This window comes from Fluviicoccus keumensis (assembly GCF_004217445.1).
Taxonomy (GTDB): Bacteria; Pseudomonadota; Gammaproteobacteria; order Pseudomonadales; family Moraxellaceae; genus Fluviicoccus; species Fluviicoccus keumensis.
In genome coordinates, this window is the sequence record NZ_SHKX01000012.1 from 508,391 (window position 1) to 525,304 (window position 16,914).

18 protein-coding genes are annotated in these 16,914 nt (G+C 59.1%); 12 read left to right on the plus strand and 6 right to left on the minus strand.

Annotation, left to right across the window (positions count from 1 at the left end):
- The first annotated feature begins 2 nt into the window (after nt 1-2).
- The 5 genes from EV700_RS10555 to EV700_RS10575 all read left to right on the plus strand — a co-directional run bounded on the left by EV700_RS10555 (nt 3) and on the right by EV700_RS10575 (nt 5,145).
- Complete coding sequence (locus EV700_RS10555) at nt 3-521, plus strand: peroxiredoxin (protein ID WP_165391424.1); 519 nt, start codon at nt 3-5, stop codon at nt 519-521.
- 82 nt (nt 522-603) lie between these two features.
- Nucleotides 604-1,050 carry a DUF4282 domain-containing protein gene (locus tag EV700_RS10560; RefSeq protein ID WP_165391425.1) on the plus strand — a complete coding sequence of 149 codons (447 nt, stop codon included), beginning with the start codon at nt 604-606 and terminating at the stop codon, nt 1,048-1,050.
- 18 nt (nt 1,051-1,068) lie between these two features.
- Nucleotides 1,069-2,352: a serine hydrolase domain-containing protein gene (locus EV700_RS10565; protein WP_130413501.1), complete on the plus strand. Its 1,284-nt coding sequence runs from the start codon at nt 1,069-1,071 to the stop codon at nt 2,350-2,352.
- 37 nt (nt 2,353-2,389) lie between these two features.
- Entirely contained in the window at nt 2,390-3,568 is a 1,179-nt protein-coding gene (locus EV700_RS10570; RefSeq protein WP_130413503.1) for a fatty acid desaturase, read from the plus strand.
- A gap of 119 nt (nt 3,569-3,687) precedes the next feature.
- Nucleotides 3,688-5,145 carry a protein adenylyltransferase SelO gene (locus tag EV700_RS10575; protein WP_130413505.1) on the plus strand — a complete coding sequence of 486 codons (1,458 nt, stop codon included), beginning with the start codon at nt 3,688-3,690 and terminating at the stop codon, nt 5,143-5,145.
- 6 nt (nt 5,146-5,151) lie between these two features.
- Here the strand turns inward: EV700_RS10575 and EV700_RS10580 are convergent, their stop codons facing one another.
- A complete protein-coding gene (locus tag EV700_RS10580) occupies nt 5,152-5,748 on the minus strand; it encodes a 6-pyruvoyl trahydropterin synthase family protein (RefSeq protein ID WP_130413507.1) in 597 nt (198 codons plus the stop codon).
- 192 nt (nt 5,749-5,940) lie between these two features.
- Here EV700_RS10580 and EV700_RS10585 point away from each other — a divergent pair, with 192 nt between their 5' ends.
- Nucleotides 5,941-6,921, plus strand: coding sequence for a malate dehydrogenase (locus EV700_RS10585; protein WP_130413509.1), 981 nt, complete (start codon nt 5,941-5,943; stop codon nt 6,919-6,921).
- Nucleotides 6,922-7,106: 185 nt separating this feature from the next.
- Nucleotides 7,107-7,448, plus strand: a complete 342-nt coding sequence (locus EV700_RS10590) for a hypothetical protein (RefSeq protein WP_130413511.1) — start codon at nt 7,107-7,109, stop codon at nt 7,446-7,448.
- Between the two features lie 32 nt (nt 7,449-7,480).
- Here EV700_RS10590 and EV700_RS10595 read toward each other — a convergent pair whose 3' ends face one another.
- Together EV700_RS10595 and EV700_RS10600 are read right to left on the minus strand one after the other, a co-directional pair.
- Entirely contained in the window at nt 7,481-8,992 is a 1,512-nt protein-coding gene (locus EV700_RS10595; RefSeq protein ID WP_130413513.1) for a fumarate hydratase, read from the minus strand.
- Between the two features lie 66 nt (nt 8,993-9,058).
- On the minus strand, nt 9,059-10,249 hold the full coding sequence (locus EV700_RS10600) for a YihY family inner membrane protein (RefSeq protein ID WP_165391426.1): 1,191 nt from the start codon (nt 10,247-10,249) through the stop codon (nt 9,059-9,061).
- An 85-nt stretch (nt 10,250-10,334) separates the two neighbouring features.
- Here EV700_RS10600 and wrbA point away from each other — a divergent pair, with 85 nt between their 5' ends.
- Together wrbA and EV700_RS10610 are read left to right on the plus strand one after the other, a co-directional pair.
- Nucleotides 10,335-10,922, plus strand: a complete 588-nt coding sequence (gene wrbA, locus EV700_RS10605) for an NAD(P)H:quinone oxidoreductase (RefSeq protein ID WP_130413517.1) — start codon at nt 10,335-10,337, stop codon at nt 10,920-10,922.
- On the plus strand, nt 10,919-11,281 hold the full coding sequence (locus EV700_RS10610; RefSeq protein WP_130413519.1) for a DUF2069 domain-containing protein: 363 nt from the start codon (nt 10,919-10,921) through the stop codon (nt 11,279-11,281). Before wrbA ends, EV700_RS10610 begins: the two co-directional genes overlap by 4 nt.
- Here EV700_RS10610 and EV700_RS10615 read toward each other — a convergent pair.
- From EV700_RS10615 to purM, 3 genes are all read right to left on the minus strand, one after another.
- Nucleotides 11,202-11,966 (minus strand): DUF3108 domain-containing protein, encoded by a 765-nt coding sequence (locus EV700_RS10615; RefSeq protein WP_165391427.1) that lies wholly within the window; start codon nt 11,964-11,966, stop codon nt 11,202-11,204. The two genes, EV700_RS10610 and EV700_RS10615, sit on opposite strands and share 80 nt — an antisense overlap.
- A gap of 13 nt (nt 11,967-11,979) precedes the next feature.
- On the minus strand, nt 11,980-12,615 hold the full coding sequence (purN, locus tag EV700_RS10620) for a phosphoribosylglycinamide formyltransferase (protein ID WP_130413523.1): 636 nt from the start codon (nt 12,613-12,615) through the stop codon (nt 11,980-11,982).
- Between the two features lie 91 nt (nt 12,616-12,706).
- Nucleotides 12,707-13,759: a phosphoribosylformylglycinamidine cyclo-ligase gene (gene purM, locus EV700_RS10625; RefSeq protein WP_479724183.1), complete on the minus strand. Its 1,053-nt coding sequence runs from the start codon at nt 13,757-13,759 to the stop codon at nt 12,707-12,709.
- 153 nt (nt 13,760-13,912) lie between these two features.
- On the opposite strand from purM, the gene EV700_RS10630 reads away from it, so the two are divergent.
- From EV700_RS10630 to EV700_RS10640, 3 genes are read left to right on the plus strand one after another with little or no spacing between them, the layout of a single operon-like run.
- Nucleotides 13,913-14,794 carry a hypothetical protein gene (locus EV700_RS10630; RefSeq protein WP_130413527.1) on the plus strand — a complete coding sequence of 294 codons (882 nt, stop codon included), beginning with the start codon at nt 13,913-13,915 and terminating at the stop codon, nt 14,792-14,794.
- A gap of 19 nt (nt 14,795-14,813) precedes the next feature.
- Entirely contained in the window at nt 14,814-15,920 is a 1,107-nt protein-coding gene (locus EV700_RS10635; RefSeq protein ID WP_130413529.1) for an AI-2E family transporter, read from the plus strand.
- A gap of 56 nt (nt 15,921-15,976) precedes the next feature.
- Nucleotides 15,977-16,774, plus strand: coding sequence for a MerR family transcriptional regulator (locus EV700_RS10640; protein ID WP_130413531.1), 798 nt, complete (start codon nt 15,977-15,979; stop codon nt 16,772-16,774).
- Nucleotides 16,775-16,914 lie beyond the last annotated feature (140 nt).

Below are 16,914 nucleotides of genomic sequence, written 5' to 3' on the forward strand. Positions count from 1 at the left end.
CCATGAAACGTTTCGCTGCCGCCTTGCTTGCCGCTATCGTTGCCCTGCCCGCCCTGGCTGACTGGGTTGGCATGAAAGCACCCGCCTTTTCCTTGCCGGACCAGAGTGGAAAAGTCCGTACCCTGGACGAGTTCAAGGGACGCTGGGTGGTGCTCTACTTTTATCCCAAGGATGCAACGCCGGGTTGCACCGAGGAGGCCAAGCGCTTTCGCGACCAGTTCGCCAGCTTCAGCAAGCAGGGCATCGTGGTGCTTGGGGTCAGCCTGGATTCCGTGGAGTCCCACAAGCGCTTTGCGGACGACCTGAAGCTGCCGTTTGCCCTCCTTTCGGACAGTCAGCGCCAGCTATCAACAAAGTTGGACGTCTTGGGCGGCTTTGGCCCCGTCAGCTATACCCGACGTGAAACCTTCCTGATTGATCCGAAAGGAGAAATCGTTACCCGCTATAAATCGGTCGATACCAGCCAGCACGCTTCCCAGGTACTGGCCGACGTTGCCCGTCTCGGCAAAGCCGTCAAGTAAGTGCGAATCTTGTCCGGCAACTTTTTGCCGGGCAACCCTCATGGGCGGGTATGCTGCTTTTCTTTTGCATACCGGATTCATCATGAATCGCATCGGCGCCCTGATTGCCTCCGTGCGCATCTACCTGCGAACACTGTTGTTTGATGTTGGCTTTGACCACTACATCAGTTTGCAGATTATTCCGTTGGTTTATCTGCTCGTCTTGGTGGTCTCTCCTCCCGCTATTGCCTGGCTGGTGTGGCTGGCTTTCGGTTTTGGCACCGCGACCGGACTGGCTGCCGTTTTTCTGGCCCCCTTTGTCTTTTTGGCTTGGGTTTCCTGTTGTCGAGTCGTACTGGAACTGTTAATAGTAGTCTTCAGGATAACTGACCAACTTGATGAGGTGGCCGTGATGCGTGAATCCGTGGACAAGTTGTCCACCCTCAGCGAAGTCACCGTCTTCACCCGTCCCCTGACCCGTTTTCTCAAACCCGCTTCCGTGCGCGATCGTGACCGGCCTCCCCCTTCTGGACCGGGGTCACGGCGCTAAGCCCGAGGATCCCGCTGTATGAAATTGCTGTCGCTCAACCGCTGTCCGGTGCCCGCCAATCTGGCCGAGGTGACCTCCTACGATCCCGGTCAGGAGGTCGATCCCGAATCGGTCGGCATGACCCGCAAACAGGTTGAGCGCATCTGGCGCGATGTCGAAAGGGCCTACAGGACGGGTTTCTCCCCCGCCATTACCATCTGCCTGCGGCGGCATGGCCAGATCATCCTCAACCGCGCTATTGGCCACGCCCGTGGCAATGGCCCGGAAGACACCCCCGATACCCCCAAGGTTCCGGCCACGCCTGACACCCGCATCTGCCTGTTTTCAGCCTCCAAGGTTGTAACCGCCATGCTGGTGCATCTGCTGGATGAACGCGGTGAAATCGATCTGCTGGACCCGATCAGCCACTACATTCCCGAATATGGCAAGAACGGCAAGCAGGACGCCACCATCTATCATCTGCTGGCCCATCGCGGCGGCGTGCCCAGCCTGCCGCCCGGCACCGATCCCGAGTTCCTGTTCCGCCCCAAGGATGCCGCCGACCTGCTCTTCAACGCCAAGCCGATCGCACCCAGCGGCCATCGCGCCGCCTACCATGCGCTGACCGGCGGCTACATTCTGGGCGAGATCATCGAGCGCGTGACCGGCAAATCGCCACGGCAGTTCCTGCAGGAAAACGTCTGCGACCCAATGGGCATGGAAACCTTCAATTACGGCCTGGCGCCCGAATGGCGCGACAAGGTCGCGCTGAATTACAGCACCGGCATCAAGCCGACGCTGGCCCCGGCCTGGTATCTGAAACAGATCCTTGGCGCCTCCATGGAAGAAGTCGAGCAATACACCAACGACGAACGCTTCATGGATACCATCTGCCCGGCCGGCAACATCTACTCCACGGCTGAAGAAGCCGGCCGTTTCTTCCAGATGCTGCTCGACGGCGGCGTGTACCAGGGCAAGCAGATTTTTGATCCGATGACCATCCGTCGCGCCACCATCGAAGTTTCACGGCCGGAAATCGACAAGATGCTGCTGCTGCCAATGCGCTACGCCATGGGCCCGATGCTGGGCGACAGCCCGATCGGCCTCTACGGTCTCAATTGCAAGAATGCCTTCGGTCATCTGGGGTATATTTCGATTTTCTGCTGGGCGGATCCGGACCGGGCATTGTCGGCCAGCATCCTGACCTCCGGCAAAAGCCTGATCGGCCCCGGCATGCCGGCCATGATCAAGCTGGTAGCGGGCATCAGCCTGAACTGCAAGCGCTTGCCTTCATCGGAACGTCATCGCTTCGTGTTGCAATAAACGCTATAATTAATATACACATGTTTTGGAGTGCTTCATGAGCCAAGCCGAAGTCAAGCCCCCTATCAACTGGCCGGCCTTCATCATCCTCTTTTCGACGCCGATCGCAGCTCTGATCGCCATTCCGCTGTACGCGATGTATGCCGATTTCAGCATGGCGGCCTGGGCGCTGATGGTCGGCTATCTGTATGCCAACGGCTTGGGCATCACCATGGGCTATCACCGCCTGTGGTCGCATCGCGCCTTTGAAGCACATTGGCTGGTCAAGATCCCGCTGATGTTGTTCGGCACCGCCGCCATCCAGAACAGCATCCTGATGTGGGGCTCGGGTCACCGCGTCCACCACCGTCATGTCGATGAGATCGACAAGGATCCCTACTCCGCCAAGCGCGGCTTCTGGTTCTCGCACATGGGCTGGATGATCCGGGATTACCCGACCGGCTATGCCGACTTCAGCAACGCCCAGGATCTGCTGAAAGACCCGATCGTGATGTTCCAGCACAACCACTACATCAAGCTGGTGCTGCTGATGAACTTCGGTGTGCCGATGCTGTTCGGCTGGCTGGTCGGTGACTTCTGGGGCGTCGTGCTGCTGATGGGGCTGCTGCGCCTGGTGCTTAGCCACCACACCACCTTCTTCATCAATTCGCTGGCGCACATGTGGGGCAGCCAGCCCTATACGGATGAAAATACCGCCCGCGATAACTTCGTGCTGGCCTTCTTCACCTACGGCGAGGGCTATCACAACTACCACCACATCTTCCAGTATGACTACCGGAACGGCGTGAAGTGGTGGCAGTACGACCCCACCAAGTGGCTGATCGCCGCCTGCTCGTGGGTGGGCCTGACCAAGAACCTGAAGCGTGTGCCCGACTTCACCATCCGCAAGGCGCAGGTGCAGATGCAGTTCAAGCGCGCCCAGCTGCAGCTGGAAAAGTCAGCGATGCGCCTGCCGACCGTGGATGTCGAAGCGCTGAAACAACGCATGCAGCAGGAATACGACACTTTCATGGCCACCCTCAACGACTGGGGCAAGCTGAAGGAAGAATGGTACGCCGAGAAGAAGCAGGCGCTGGCGGACAAGAAGCAGGAACTGACCCAGAAGTGGGAAGAAGCCAGCTTCACCAACCGCTTCAAGGAAATGGAAGACCGCCTGAAGGAACAAAGCCGTCGTCTGGAAATGATGATGCGCAAGAGCTTCCCCAGCGCTGTTTGAGTGTGTCTGCACCAGAAAAGGGTCGCTTCTGCGGCCCTTTTTTTATCTGACGCGTGCAGTGGCTTTTCCGCAGAATCAATTCATAATGATTCCTGTTTACCACTTTCGCCATCTCCACCATGCCTTCGCTCGAACAGCTCGCCTTTGACAACAGCTTTGCCCGTCTCTCTCCCGAGCTTTACACCCGGTTAACGCCTACCCCATTGCGTGATCCCTATCTGGTCCATGCCAATCCGGCGGTTGCCGAACTGCTCGATCTGGATTTGCAGCAACATCGCGCCGAGGAACTGGCCAGGTACTTTGGCGGACATGCCCTGCTCCCGGGCAGCGAGCCGTTGGCAATGACCTATAGCGGCCATCAGTTCGGGCAGTACAACCCGCAATTGGGCGACGGGCGCGGCTTGCTGCTGGGCGAAGTTCTGAATGCCCGGGGCGAACGTTGGGACTTGCACCTGAAGGGAGCCGGACGCACCCCCTATTCCCGGTTTGGCGACGGTCGGGCGGTGCTGCGCTCCAGCATCCGCGAATACCTGTGCAGCGAGGCCATGCATGGGTTGGGCATTCCCACCACGCGCGCGCTGTGCATTGTCGGTTCCCGTGAACCCGTGCAACGTGAAACGCGGGAGCCGGGAGCCACCCTGCTCCGCGTCGCGGACAGCCACATCCGTTTCGGTCATTTTGAATGGCTGTTCAACAACCGGCCCGATTTGCTGCCCCGATTTGTCGATTACGTGATTGACCGGCATTACCCGGAATGCCGCGAAGCCGCCAGGCCGGTTGAAGCCTTCCTGCAGTCCGTGGTGGCGCGAACCGCTCGTTTGATGGCCGAATGGCAGCTGGCCGGGTTTGCGCACGGCGTCATGAATACCGATAACTTCTCCATTACCGGCGCGACCTTTGATTATGGTCCCTTCGGCTTCATGGACGCCTACGAGCCCGGTTACGTCTGCAATCATTCCGACCATACCGGCCGCTATGCCTGGAACCAGCAGCCCAGCATCGGGCTGTGGAACCTCAACGCCCTCGCCTATGCCTTGTCGCCGTTGATCGAACGGGACGCCATTGTTGCCGCCTTGCAAAGCTATGAGCCGATCCTGCTGGAGCATTACTACGAAGGCATGGGCCGCAAGTTGGGTCTGGTTGAGCGTCGGCTGGAGGACACCGAACTCGCCATGGGATTGCTGGACCTGATGATGAAGCAAGGCATGGATTACACCCGCACGTTCCGCAGCCTCTGTGAGGCCCGGCGCGAGGATATCCGAAGCGTCCTGCGGGATGACTTCCCGGATCGGGAAGCCTTTGACGCCTGGTTTGAGCGCTATGTCGCCCGCCTGCGCCAGGAAGGACGCGATGATACTGATCGGCAAGAGGCCATGCGCCAGGCCAATCCCAAATATATCCTGCGCAATTATCTGGCGCAGACAGCCATTCAGAAGGCGGAGGCCGGGGATTTCAGTGAAGTGGACCGCTTGATGACGGTGTTGCAATCGCCGTTCGAGGAGTGGCCGGCGTTTGAGTCCTATGCTGCGCTGCCCCCGGACTGGGGGCGGAAAATGGAAATCAGCTGTTCGTCCTGATGCAGATCACAGGCGAACTTGCGGCACGACCTCAGGATTGATGAAACGCTCACCGCGCTTGAGCTTTTCGTACATCTCTGGGTCCGGCCACTCTGCCCGCACCTGATCGGAGAAGATAATATCTTCCAGCCGGATCAGGCCCATGCGCGGGTTGTCGATGTCTTCGCGGAAGCACTGGGCGTAACCGGTCTGTGTCTCATGCACGATCACGGAATACAGGCGCACATCCGCTTCGCCGTTTTTCATCTCGGTCTGCTTCAGCACGGCATCCGCCAGGACAAACATCAGGCGGGAAAATTGTTCAGCGGAGGGGGAAACCGGCAGCGAGATCCAGCGGGCGCTGAAGGTTTTGCAGGCGGTGATGTAGTCGGCGTTATCCTTGTCCCAGAACGCGACAGCATGGTCGAAACTGTCGGTCAGCGTACGAACCGCGCCCTTCATCAAACCGAAATCATAGACCATCTGTCCGTTATCCAGCGCGTGCGCCTCCAGCAGAAACTCAACCTGGTAGCTGTGGCCGTGCAGCGAGCGGCTGCAACGGTCGCTGCTGCAATTACGGACGATATGGGCGTTTTCAAAACGGAACAGTTTGCGGATTAACATGCGGCCTCCGGCGATTCCGCGCATTCTAGCAAAATCCTGACGGCATTTTCCGTATTCCAATCGTCGGGGCGACGTCTTTCAATTGAGCGCAGCCCTGTGCTTAGGTACAATGCTGCGACTTTTGGCACCGCCGCAAACGGCCTTGCCGCTTCCCGGGCCGGTGATCCCGCCCTTTTCCTCAGGAGTTCCAGAATGAAACAACCCGTACGCGTCGCCGTTACCGGCGCAGCTGGCCAGATCAGCTACTCCCTGCTGTTCCGCATCGCTTCCGGCGACATGCTCGGCAAAGACCAACCCGTCATTCTGCAACTGCTGGAAATCACCCCGGCCCTGAAGGCTCTGGAAGGCGTGGCGATGGAGCTGGACGACTGCGCGTTCCCGCTGCTGGCCGGCATCGTCATGACCGATGACCCCATGGTTGCCTTCAAGGACGCCGACTACGCCCTGCTGGTTGGCGCCCGTCCGCGCGGCCCCGGCATGGAGCGCAAGGATCTGCTGGAAGCCAACGCCGCCATCTTCTCCGTGCAGGGCAAGGCCATCAACGCCGTCGCCAGCCGCGGTATCAAAGTGCTGGTTGTCGGCAACCCCGCCAACACCAACTCGCTGATCGCCCAGCGCAACGCGCCGGACATCAGCCCGCGCCAGTTCACCGCCATGACCCGCCTCGATCACAACCGCGCCATGGCCCAGCTGGCCCAGAAGACCGGCAAGACCATCAACGACGTCAAGAACATGACGATCTGGGGCAACCACTCTTCTACCCAATACCCCGATGTCTCCAAGACCACTGTTGATGGCAAGGCTGCTGAAAGCCTGATCGACAACGACTGGTACGTGAACGAGTACATCCCGAACGTGCAACAGCGCGGTGCGGCCATCATCAAGGCTCGTGGCGCTTCCTCCGCTGCTTCCGCCGCCAACGCCGCCGTTGACCACATGCGCTCCTGGGCGCTGGGCACCGCCGAAGGCGACTGGGTTTCCATGGGCGTCTACTCTGACGGTTCCTATGGCATCGACAAGGGCCTGATCTACTCCTTCCCTTGCGTTTGCAAGAATGGCGACTGGGAAATCGTCCAAGGCCTCGAAGTGTCCGAGTTCTCTCGTGCCCGCATGCAGGCCACCGAGAAGGAACTGCAGGAAGAGCGTGATGCCGTGAAGCACCTGCTGCCGTAATCCGGTTTCAGGCTTCGCATAAAAAAACCCGCTTCGGCGGGTTTTTTATGCGACTAGCCAGCCTATCCAACATCAAATGTTTCTTTCGGTATTGCCTTAAAAATACACACACATTTATTGTTGACATTACATGCGCCAACTGCCATTTTTTTATCACAATAAGAGCAATAAGGCGGGTATGGGAAATGGCCGTATTGACCCCGGAAGACATTATTGATTCCTTGCATCCTGGCGAGGCCGGCAAGCCGCCTCGTCACGGGTTGGAGTTGCCGACGGAAGAATTACGCGGAGCGCTCAAGGAGGCATTGAACCTGGACAAGGAAGGCAAGCTCAGTGAGGAAGACCTGGCGAAGATGGATGCCACGGTCAGCCAGTATCTGAACCAGCAACTGAAAGTACTGGCGGCGCAGGGCATGATCCGTGAGGAGCCTCGGCCGTTGGCCTGGCATCAGAACCGGTGGGTGCAGATGATAGGTGGGTTACTGTTGCTGATTATGGCCGGAGTCCTGCTGCTGCCACGGCACTAAGCAAACGGGGAGCCGAAGCTCCCCGCATGATCTCATCCCTTAACGGGAATCTTTCCGATCTTGGCCTGCCAGATCTTCGGCGCGGTATCGTGTACCGACTCACCCAGCACATCGACAGCCACGGTCACCGGCATGTCTTCCACGACAAACTCGTAAATGGCCTCCATGCCCAGGTCAGCGAACGCCACCACCTTGGCCTTGCGAATGGCCTTCGATACCAGATAAGCCGCCCCGCCCACCGCCATCAGATAAGCAGCTTCGTGCTTGCGAATGGCTTCGATGGCGACCGGGCCGCGCTCCGACTTGCCGATCATGCCGAACAGGCCGGTCTTGGCCAGCACCGTCTCGGTAAACTTGTCCATGCGCGTGGCGGTTGTCGGACCGGCCGGGCCCACCACTTCATCACGCACCGGATCAACCGGACCGACGTAGTAAATGAACTTGCCCTTCAGGTCGACCGGTAGCTCTTCACCCTTGGCGATCATGTCCACCATGCGCTTGTGGGCGGCATCGCGGCCGGTCAGGATGGTGCCGTTCAGCAGCAACGTCTCGCCGGTCTTCCACGACTTGATTTCGTCATGGGTGATGGTGTCGAGGTTGACACGGCGGGCCTTGGAAGCATCCCAGGTGACGCGCGGCCAGTCTTCCAGCTTTGGCACGGCCAGTTCGGCGGGACCGGAGCCGTCCAGTTCGAAATGCACATGACGGGTGGCGGCGCAGTTGGGAATCATCGCTACCGGCAATGAGGCCGCGTGGGTCGGGTAATCGAGGATCTTTACGTCGACCACCGTGGTCAGGCCGCCAAGACCCTGCGCGCCGATGCCCAGCGCGTTCACTTTCTCGAACAGTTCCAGCCGCAGTTCTTCCACGCGGTTTTGCGGGCCGCGCGCCTGCAGCTCATGAATGTCCACCGGATCCATCAGCGATTCCTTGGCCAGCAGCATTGCCTTCTCGGCGGTGCCGCCGATGCCGATGCCCAGCATGCCGGGCGGGCACCAGCCAGCGCCCATTGTCGGCACGGTCTTCAGCACCCAGTCGACGATGGAGTCAGAAGGATTGAGCATCGCCATCTTCGACTTGTTCTCGGAGCCGCCGCCCTTAGCCGCGATCTGGATGTCGACGGTATCGCCCGGCACGATGCTGTAATGGATCACGGCCGGCGTGTTGTCCTTGGTGTTCTGGCGCTTGCCAGCGGGATCACGCAGGATCGAGGCGCGCAGCACGTTGTCCGGATTCAGATAAGCGCGGCGTACGCCTTCGTTGATCATGTCGTCCAGCGACAGGGTCGAATCCCACTTCACATTCATCCCCACCTTCACGAACACGGTCACGATGCCGGTGTCCTGGCAAATCGGACGGTGGCCCTCGGCGCACATGCGGGAATTGATCAGGATCTGCGCCATCGCGTCCTTGGCGGCCTGGTTTTCCTCGCGCTCGTAGGCTTCGTTCACCGCCTGGATGAAATCCAGCGGGTGGTAGTAGGAAATGTATTGCAGGGCATCGGCAACGCTCTGGATGAGGTCGTCTTGCTTGATCACGGTCATCGTGGGGCTCCGGAAACCCTTTCCCGCAAGAAAGGGTGAGTGAGGGAAATCGTGGCGGAATTATACCTAATCCACGGACAAAATCTGTCCCAGCGTCTGGTTCAGTTCCTGTCCGGTCAGTTCGTGCACGCGCAGAAGGTGCGGCGCCAGCTCGCGCGCCCAGTTATCGTCGGCATGCAGGGTCTTCAGGTCTTCGGGACGGGGCAGATGCCACGGCAGCTGCTGGTAAAAATCCCAGAAGCTGATGCGGTCCAGATTACGCGCCAGCACGTAATTGCCGTTCTCGGTCTTCTTGATGTAATTCAGGTTTTGCAGCAGGTTGGCCATGTCCGTCCAGGTTTCCACCTCATAACGGCCCAGGATCGACATCGCTTCGATATCCGACACGGAATGCCCATCCTTCTGCCGCCGCAGGAACAGCTGCAAAATATCCAGCATTGCCAGCACCGGATGGCGGTTGCTGTAATGCTGTTCCTTGTACAGCGTCAGCGCCCGGCTGACTTCCACGCCCAACAGCACGATCATCCACGATACATAGATCCAGATCAGGAAGATCGGGAACGCCGCGAACGCACCGTAAACCAGTTTGTAGGAAGAAAAGTTGGTGACGAACAGGCCGAAGGTGCGCTTGGCGGCCTCGAACAGCACTGCTGCAAATACTCCGGCGGCGAAGCCTGCCTTGACCGGCACTTTGCAGTTCGGCACGGTCACGTACAGCAGCGTGAACGCCAGCGAAGTAAAGATGAACGGCATGATCTGCAACCCGGGAATCACCGTTTCCACCAGTTCGCCGGCATTGTTCATGAATCGCAGCGATGTCAGGTATGAAGAAACGGTAAACGCCACGCCCAGCAGCAACGGCCCCAGGCTCAGCACCGCCCAGTAACGCAGGAAGCTGATCAGGTTCTGGCGGGGCTGCCGCACCTTCCAGACCTGGTTGAAGGCGCGCTCAACATTCATCAGCATCAGTAACGACGTCACGAAAAGCATCAGTACGCCAATGGCGGTCAGGTTGGATGCCTGCTTGGCGAAATCGCTTAGATAGGTCTGGATCTTGACGCCGGTGTCAGGCAGGAAATTATTGAAGATGACGTTGGTGATGTCCTGGCTGAGCGTTTGCAGCGAGGGAATGCCGGAGAGCACGGCGAACAGCACCGTCAGCATCGGTACGATGGCGAACAGCGTGGTGTAGGTCAGTTGCGCAGCGTTACTGCGGCAATCGTCATGCAGGAAGCGGCGAATAACGAATTTCGCCATGGAAAGGGAACGTTTATACAGGCGCTGCCACTGCATCTCGGTCTCGTTTTGCTAGAATCGCGTTTTTCCTTCAGGGCTCCCGCCAATGTCCGAACCCTACGTGCTGGTGCTGTACTACAGCCGCCATGGTAGCACACGCCAACTGGCGAAACTGATTGCGCGCGGCGTCGAATCCGCCGGGATGCGCGCGCGGTTGCGCACGGTTCCCGCTGTCTCGACCGTTTGCGAGGCAACCCAGGCCGACATTCCCGAAGCCGGCGACCTGTATTGCACTACGGAGGATCTGGCCGGATGCGCCGGGCTGGCGTTGGGCAGCCCTACCCGCTTCGGCAACATGGCCGCGCCGATGAAGTATTTCCTCGATGGGACCTCCGACCTCTGGCTGAGCGGCGCGCTCTGTGACAAGCCGGCGGCGGTGTTCACCTCCACATCCTCCCTTCATGGCGGCCAGGAAAGCACGCTGCTCAGCATGATGCTGCCGCTGATGCATCACGGCATGGTCATGCTGGGTATTCCGTATCGGGAAGCCGGATTGAACTCAACCTCGGCGGGAGGTACGCCTTACGGCGCTTCGCACTGGGCCGGCAGCGACGGCAGCCGCCCGATCACCTCAGACGAACAGGCATTGTGCCTGGCGTTGGGCAAACGTCTTGCCATGTGGGCCGCCAAATGATTCCCAAGCTGGTTTTTCCGTTGTATGCCGTCACCTTGCTCTGGCTGGTTGGCGATACCTTTGCCTTCCGCCCCACCGGGGTGGATTGGCTGACCGTCACGCTGGTGGCATTGCTAAAGATACTTCCGGCGCTGTTTTTTCTGCCGATGGTGGCGCGTCGCGATCCCGGCAAGCTGCTCACCTTTTCGGTGGTTCTGCTGTTTTACACCGCTTATGCCACCATGCTTTGCTTCAAACCGGGGATTGAAGGCTGGTCTGGAATGGCGGGCACGGCGCTGATTACGGCTTTGATGGTGGTTTCGTCGCTGGAAGTGAAGCGGCAGGGGAAGTTGCGGAAACTACAGGAGGCGCAGTCCTGACCGGCCCGGCCGGTTTGTAGCCGGTCAGATCCAGTTTGTAGACAGCGCCGTCATCGATCTGCACCACCTTGACCGGCAGATATTCCATCGACCGGGCCAGCCAGAACTGGGTGCTGCGATCCGGACTGCCATGGACGCGGCGAACCTTGAGCGTTTCAATCGGCCCCATCGGCGTGTTCAACACCTCGGTACCGTTGATTTCGAAGCGAACCGGATGAAACTCCTTGGGGTCCGCTAACGGGTAATCCCGGTCAATCTTGCCGGTCGTCATCAGATCCTCGCGAATCTGCATTTCCATATTCAGCGGGTCCAGCGTGCCGGGCGGAACCGCATAATTGTTGTCCTTGCCGTTGCGCACGACATGCACGCTGTTCTGCTTCCAGTCAAAATCGATACTGGTGGCGCGGGAACGGAAAAATACCTGACGCTGGTTTCGGTAGTTGAGTGAAACCAGATCACCCTTGTTGATCATGAAATCGGTTTGTTCCAGCGAGTTGGCCATCAGCGCCGTGGCGCGCAACTCGTAATGGTAACGATTGCCCTGACGGGTCAGCGTACCGGTTGCCGATCCATTCAGTTTGTTATCCAGATTGACTTTGTAGGTTGCCGTATAGGGCACCGGATCGGCTTGCACGATGACCGGCATGGTCAGCAGTGAAACAGACAGGCAGGTGAGCAGGCGCATCAGCATTCCCTTTTCAGAACAGGAGTTGGACCGGTTGCCGCAGTTTCTGGCCGTCCAGCAGGGGGCTGCCGTCACGATATACCAAGCGTCCGGATGCCATCCAGCTTAACACCTGGGGATAAAGCCAGTGTTCGACCTTGTGCACTTTTTCGGTAAGGATTTGTTCATTATCAGCAGGATGCACCTGCACGACGCCCTGCGCGATCACCGGTCCGCCATCGAGTTCAGCGTTCACATAATGTACGGAACAGCCGTGCAGGCGATCGCCGGTCGCCAGGACACGGCGGTGGGTATGCAAGCCCTTGTAACGTGGCAACAGTGAAGGATGGATGTTGAGAAGCCGCCCTTCATAGTGACGGACGAAGCCGGGCGTCAGGATGCGCATGAATCCGGCCAGCACTACCGTATCTGGCTGCCAGCCATCGATCTGCTGCTGCATGGCGGTATCGAAATCTTCCCGCGACGGGTAATCGCGGTGGGCGATGGTCGCGACCGGAATACCCGCTTCCGTCGCACGCACCAGCCCATAGGCGTCCGCCCGGTTGGAAAGCACGCCGACCACCTTTCCGGCAATCCACCCGGCGCGGCAGGCATCGATGATGGCCTGCAGGTTGCTGCCGGAACCGGAAATCAGGACAACGATATTCATCAGGCGCTCACAGGATCATTCATTCAGGACGACAGAAACAACAGAGACGCAACGGGTGCGTCTCTGCGGTCAACACGGAAAGCCCGGCTAATCAGGCAAAAACCACGGTCGGCTCGGCATGCGTTGACGGCACGATCTCGCCCAGCTTCCAGGCGTCTTCGCCGGCGGCCTTCAGATGGGCAATGGCGTCATCGGCGCGATCGGCCGGAACCACCACCACCATGCCGACGCCGCAGTTGAAGGTGCGGTACATTTCGAAGCGATCGACACTGCCCTGTTCCTGCAGCCAGCGGAAGATGGCCGGCCACTGCCAGGAGGATTCGTCAATACGGGCGTCCGCACCTTCCGGCAGCACGCGCGGCAGGTTGCCGGGCAATCCGCCGCCGGTGATGTGCGCCATCGCGTGCACCGGCATCGCCTTGATCAGCGACAGCAGCGGCTTGATGTAGATTCGGGTCGGCGTCATGACGCGGTCGGCCAGCGACTTGCCTTCGATATCCTGGTTCAGGTCAGCCTGACGCACATCAATGATCTTGCGGACCAGCGAATAGCCGTTGGAATGCACCCCGCTGGAGGCCAGACCGATCAGCACGTCGCCGGCCTTGACCTTGCTGCCGTCGATGATCTCGTCTTTTTCCACCACGCCGACCGAGAAACCGGCCAGGTCATAATCCTCGCCTTCATACATGCCGGGCATTTCCGCGGTCTCGCCGCCCACCAGCGCGCAACCGGCTTGCAGACAGCCCTCGCCGATACCGGTCACCACGGTTGCAGCGGTTTCCACCGACAGATGTCCGGTAGCGTAGTAATCCAGGAAGAACAGCGGTTCCGCGCCGCAAACCACCAGATCGTTGACGCACATGGCGACCAGATCAATGCCGATGCTTTCATGGCGGTTCAGTTGCAGCGCCAGTTTGAGCTTGGTGCCAACGCCGTCGGTGCCGGAAACCAGCACCGGCTTGCGATAGCCCTCGGGGATCTCGCACAGGGCGCCGAATCCGCCCAGGCCGCCCAGCACTTCCTTCCGGGCGGTCTTCTTGGCCACACCCTTGATGCGTTCAACCAGATCGTCTCCGGCTTCGATATCCACACCGGCATCTTTATAGCTGAGGGAAGTTGGGGTTTGGCTCATGGTCATATCCAGAAAGGGTCAGGCAATGGGCGCGCATTTTACCTTTTTGGGCCCGATTCCTCTAGGGCAAGGCGATATTAATCGCTACGCCGACGTTCTGGTTTGTGGAAATGGACGGCACTCTTGCGTTAAGGTTGCATTTTTTGGATGCGCGGCTTTCCGGATATGGCTTTCCCTACCCCACGATTCCTGCTGAGCGGGCTTTGCCTGCTGGTAGCCGCCGGTCACGCGGCGGCCGAGACGCCGGTCTGGACCGAGGATTTTCTGGGCCTGACAGGTACGGCCACGGTTTTCGATTCGCCGGTCGTGCGCGACGTGCTGCTGTCCGGTTCTTCTCCGGGCAATCTGGAAAAGCTTGCCCTGACCGCGGGTTACCGCCCTTGGGCGGGTGGGCGCTTATGGCTGCTGGAAGCGGCTGACAAACAGAAGCCGGTTCCCATTGAACCCGACGCCATATTGAAGCCGGAGCTGGATCGCCGTGGCCTGGTCGTTGAGCGTAAAGTCCCGGCTGCCTCATTGACGGCCCTCTACGCAGTCATGCACAACCTGACAGCCGACCGTTCCGCCCTCACGGCCTTTCTCGCAACCGCCCAAATTGACGGGATTGTCGTGTTGTCGCGAGGGATGCCGCTGCAATGGCAGTTGATATTGCCCGATTTGACGCTGTCAGGCGTTATTGAACCCGCGGGCAAGAAATACCTGCCTCATGTGTGGGCCGAAAATATGGCGCTGCAGTGGCAATGGCCGGGGCTGCGTCAGGCCTCCCTGGTCCATATCGGCAACATCAACAGCTTTACGGATTTCAAAACAGCGGAAACCGCCTTGGGCACCATCTGCCGTTCCACCCGCCTGCTGCGGATTGAAGGTGATACGGTCAGTTTTGCCTGCCAGTCCGGACCGCAGGCCGCCGTGCCGGAAAGAACCGGCAATCTGCCTTTGCAGGCCGTTCCGTTGATCGACAACGGCCTTGACGACATGATCCTCATGGGACGTCAACTCAGCGACCGTTCCGCCGTCTTTCGCTGGCAAGGGGCTACGACGCCGTGACTACAGGCACATTATCATCATGAATCCCTCTCTGAACCGCTGGCCTGTTTTTGCCATTGCCGCCCTTCTGGTCTGGCTGGTCTGGGCGCTGCAGTCCATCCTGATGCCGTTTCTGGCCGGCGCACTGTTGGCCTATTTGTGCAATCCATTGGTCAACCGGCTGATGAGCAGCTTCAAGGTCAAGCGGCCCGTCGCTGTCACCATGGTGTTCAGTTCACTCCTGATCTCGCTGTCAATCTCGCTGATTTTGTTGTTGCCCCCGCTTTGGCGGCAGTTCATTTATCTGGAGTCCCGCTTGCCATCGCTGCTGCGGTGGGTCAACCGCCAGGCCATTCCCTGGCTGGAAAAAACCTTTCACACCGACATCGACCGCTTGGATATGGATCTGATCAGCACCTGGCTGGCCTCATACTGGCAGGAGGCCGGTACCGCGGCGGGCAACGTGCTGACCCGGGTAGCCCAATCCAGCATGGATATCCTGTCGCTGGCCGGACTGCTGGCCCTGATTCCGGTAGTCATGTTTTATCTGCTGCTGGACTGGGACAAACTGATACAGAATATCCGCGAACTGATTCCACGCCAGCATGAACCTGTCGTCGGACGTATTGCCGCCGAATGCGATGAAGTTCTGGCGGCGTTCATTCGCGGGCAATTCATTGTCATGCTTCTGCTGGGTATTGTTTACGCTGGCGGATTGCAGCTGATCGGCTTGAAACTGGGTATCATCATTGGCCTGCTGGCCGGATTGGGCAGCATCATTCCCTATTTCGGATTCATCATCGGAATCCTCTCCGCGTCGGTTTCCGTGCTGTTCCAGTTCGGCTTCGATGTTGACCATCTGTTGCTGGTCGGCCTGGTTTTCATGATCGGTCAGGTGCTGGAAGGATGGGTGCTTCAGCCCTACTTCATCGGAGACAAGATCGGCTTGCCGCCGGTCACCGTGATCTTCGCGATCATGGCCGGCGGACAGCTGTTCGGGCTGGTTGGCATGCTATTGGCACTGCCCGTGGCCGCCATTATCATGGTACTCTTGCGGCATGCGCACGACAGCTACCGGAACAGTCATTTTTACCAGCGCACTGACCGGCTTGACGCTACTGACAGCAGTCAGGATGCTGACTCATGAATGGGACGCACAGACCAATAACAGGCGTCCTGGATTAACCTCGGGATTCAAGTGTAATGACCGACACCGAACGCAATGGCTTTCCTCAGCCCAAACTGCCTGAGGAATATACTATTGATGATCTGGCCCGCGCGGCCGGCACCACGGTTCGCAATGTGCGCGCCTATCAGGACAAGGGCATACTTCCCCCTCCCGAGCGGCGCGGTCGCACCGGCATTTACACGGACGCCCATCTGGCCCGTCTGCGTGTCATCGGCCAGCTTCTGGCCCGCGGCTACAGCATCGCCAATATCTCCGAGTTGATTGCCGCCTGGGAAAGCGGGCATGACCTGCGCCAGCTCCTGGGTCTGGAAAACGCCATCACCAGCCCGTGGTCTGACGACACCCCTACCTACTATGACGCCCTTGAGTTGCTGCAGCTGTTCGGTCCGAACGTCACACAGGATGAGATACTGCATGCCGCCCGCCTTGGCATGATCGAGTTTACGCAGGAAGAAACCAAATTCCGCGTTCCCAGCCCCCGCTTGCTCAATGCCGGCATACAACTGGTTGCTGAAGGCCTGCCGCTGGGAGAGCTGCTGGGAATCATCGAAGGCGTCCGCAACAACGTTGAGTTTGTCGCGGACCAGCTGGTCAAACTGGTGGTGAGGCTTGTATTTGATCCCTACGGCAAAGACAAGCTCCCTCCTCCTGAAGACGTGGAACGCCTGACCAGCCTGGTGTGGCGGTTGCGGCCGATTGCCGATATCGCCATTGCCGCCGAAGTCGGTCGGGCCATGGAAAAAGCCATCAATGACCACCTCAGTGAGCGCCTGGTGGCCGTCATGACCCATATGCGGGATGAAAAAGGTTAGGATGGCATCCGCCGTTACAGAAATAACGACTCCGGGCGGACATTTTACCGATGCATGACAGCAGCCGGGGCCTGCAAAAGACTGCTTTCTGACACATAAAAGCAAAAGACACACGTGCGCCATACCACTACAATACGGTC

Coding starts and splice junctions, on each gene's coding strand:
- purN (WP_130413523.1), bottom strand. CDS start 12,615: ATGAATATCGTTGTCCTGATTTCCGGTTCCGGCAGCAACCTGCAGGCC.
- EV700_RS10570 (WP_130413503.1), top strand. CDS start 2,390: ATGAGCCAAGCCGAAGTCAAGCCCCCTATCAACTGGCCGGCCTTCATC.
- EV700_RS10590 (WP_130413511.1), top strand. CDS start 7,107: ATGGCCGTATTGACCCCGGAAGACATTATTGATTCCTTGCATCCTGGC.
- EV700_RS10580 (WP_130413507.1), bottom strand. CDS start 5,748: ATGTTAATCCGCAAACTGTTCCGTTTTGAAAACGCCCATATCGTCCGT.
- EV700_RS10560 (WP_165391425.1), top strand. CDS start 604: ATGAATCGCATCGGCGCCCTGATTGCCTCCGTGCGCATCTACCTGCGA.
- wrbA (WP_130413517.1), top strand. CDS start 10,335: ATGTCCGAACCCTACGTGCTGGTGCTGTACTACAGCCGCCATGGTAGC.
- EV700_RS10595 (WP_130413513.1), bottom strand. CDS start 8,992: ATGACCGTGATCAAGCAAGACGACCTCATCCAGAGCGTTGCCGATGCC.
- EV700_RS10585 (WP_130413509.1), top strand. CDS start 5,941: ATGAAACAACCCGTACGCGTCGCCGTTACCGGCGCAGCTGGCCAGATC.
- EV700_RS10615 (WP_165391427.1), bottom strand. CDS start 11,966: ATGCGCCTGCTCACCTGCCTGTCTGTTTCACTGCTGACCATGCCGGTC.
- EV700_RS10630 (WP_130413527.1), top strand. CDS start 13,913: ATGGCTTTCCCTACCCCACGATTCCTGCTGAGCGGGCTTTGCCTGCTG.
- EV700_RS10565 (WP_130413501.1), top strand. CDS start 1,069: ATGAAATTGCTGTCGCTCAACCGCTGTCCGGTGCCCGCCAATCTGGCC.
- EV700_RS10635 (WP_130413529.1), top strand. CDS start 14,814: ATGAATCCCTCTCTGAACCGCTGGCCTGTTTTTGCCATTGCCGCCCTT.
- EV700_RS10575 (WP_130413505.1), top strand. CDS start 3,688: ATGCCTTCGCTCGAACAGCTCGCCTTTGACAACAGCTTTGCCCGTCTC.
- EV700_RS10555 (WP_165391424.1), top strand. CDS start 3: ATGAAACGTTTCGCTGCCGCCTTGCTTGCCGCTATCGTTGCCCTGCCC.
- EV700_RS10610 (WP_130413519.1), top strand. CDS start 10,919: ATGATTCCCAAGCTGGTTTTTCCGTTGTATGCCGTCACCTTGCTCTGG.
- EV700_RS10640 (WP_130413531.1), top strand. CDS start 15,977: ATGACCGACACCGAACGCAATGGCTTTCCTCAGCCCAAACTGCCTGAG.
- EV700_RS10600 (WP_165391426.1), bottom strand. CDS start 10,249: ATGGCGAAATTCGTTATTCGCCGCTTCCTGCATGACGATTGCCGCAGT.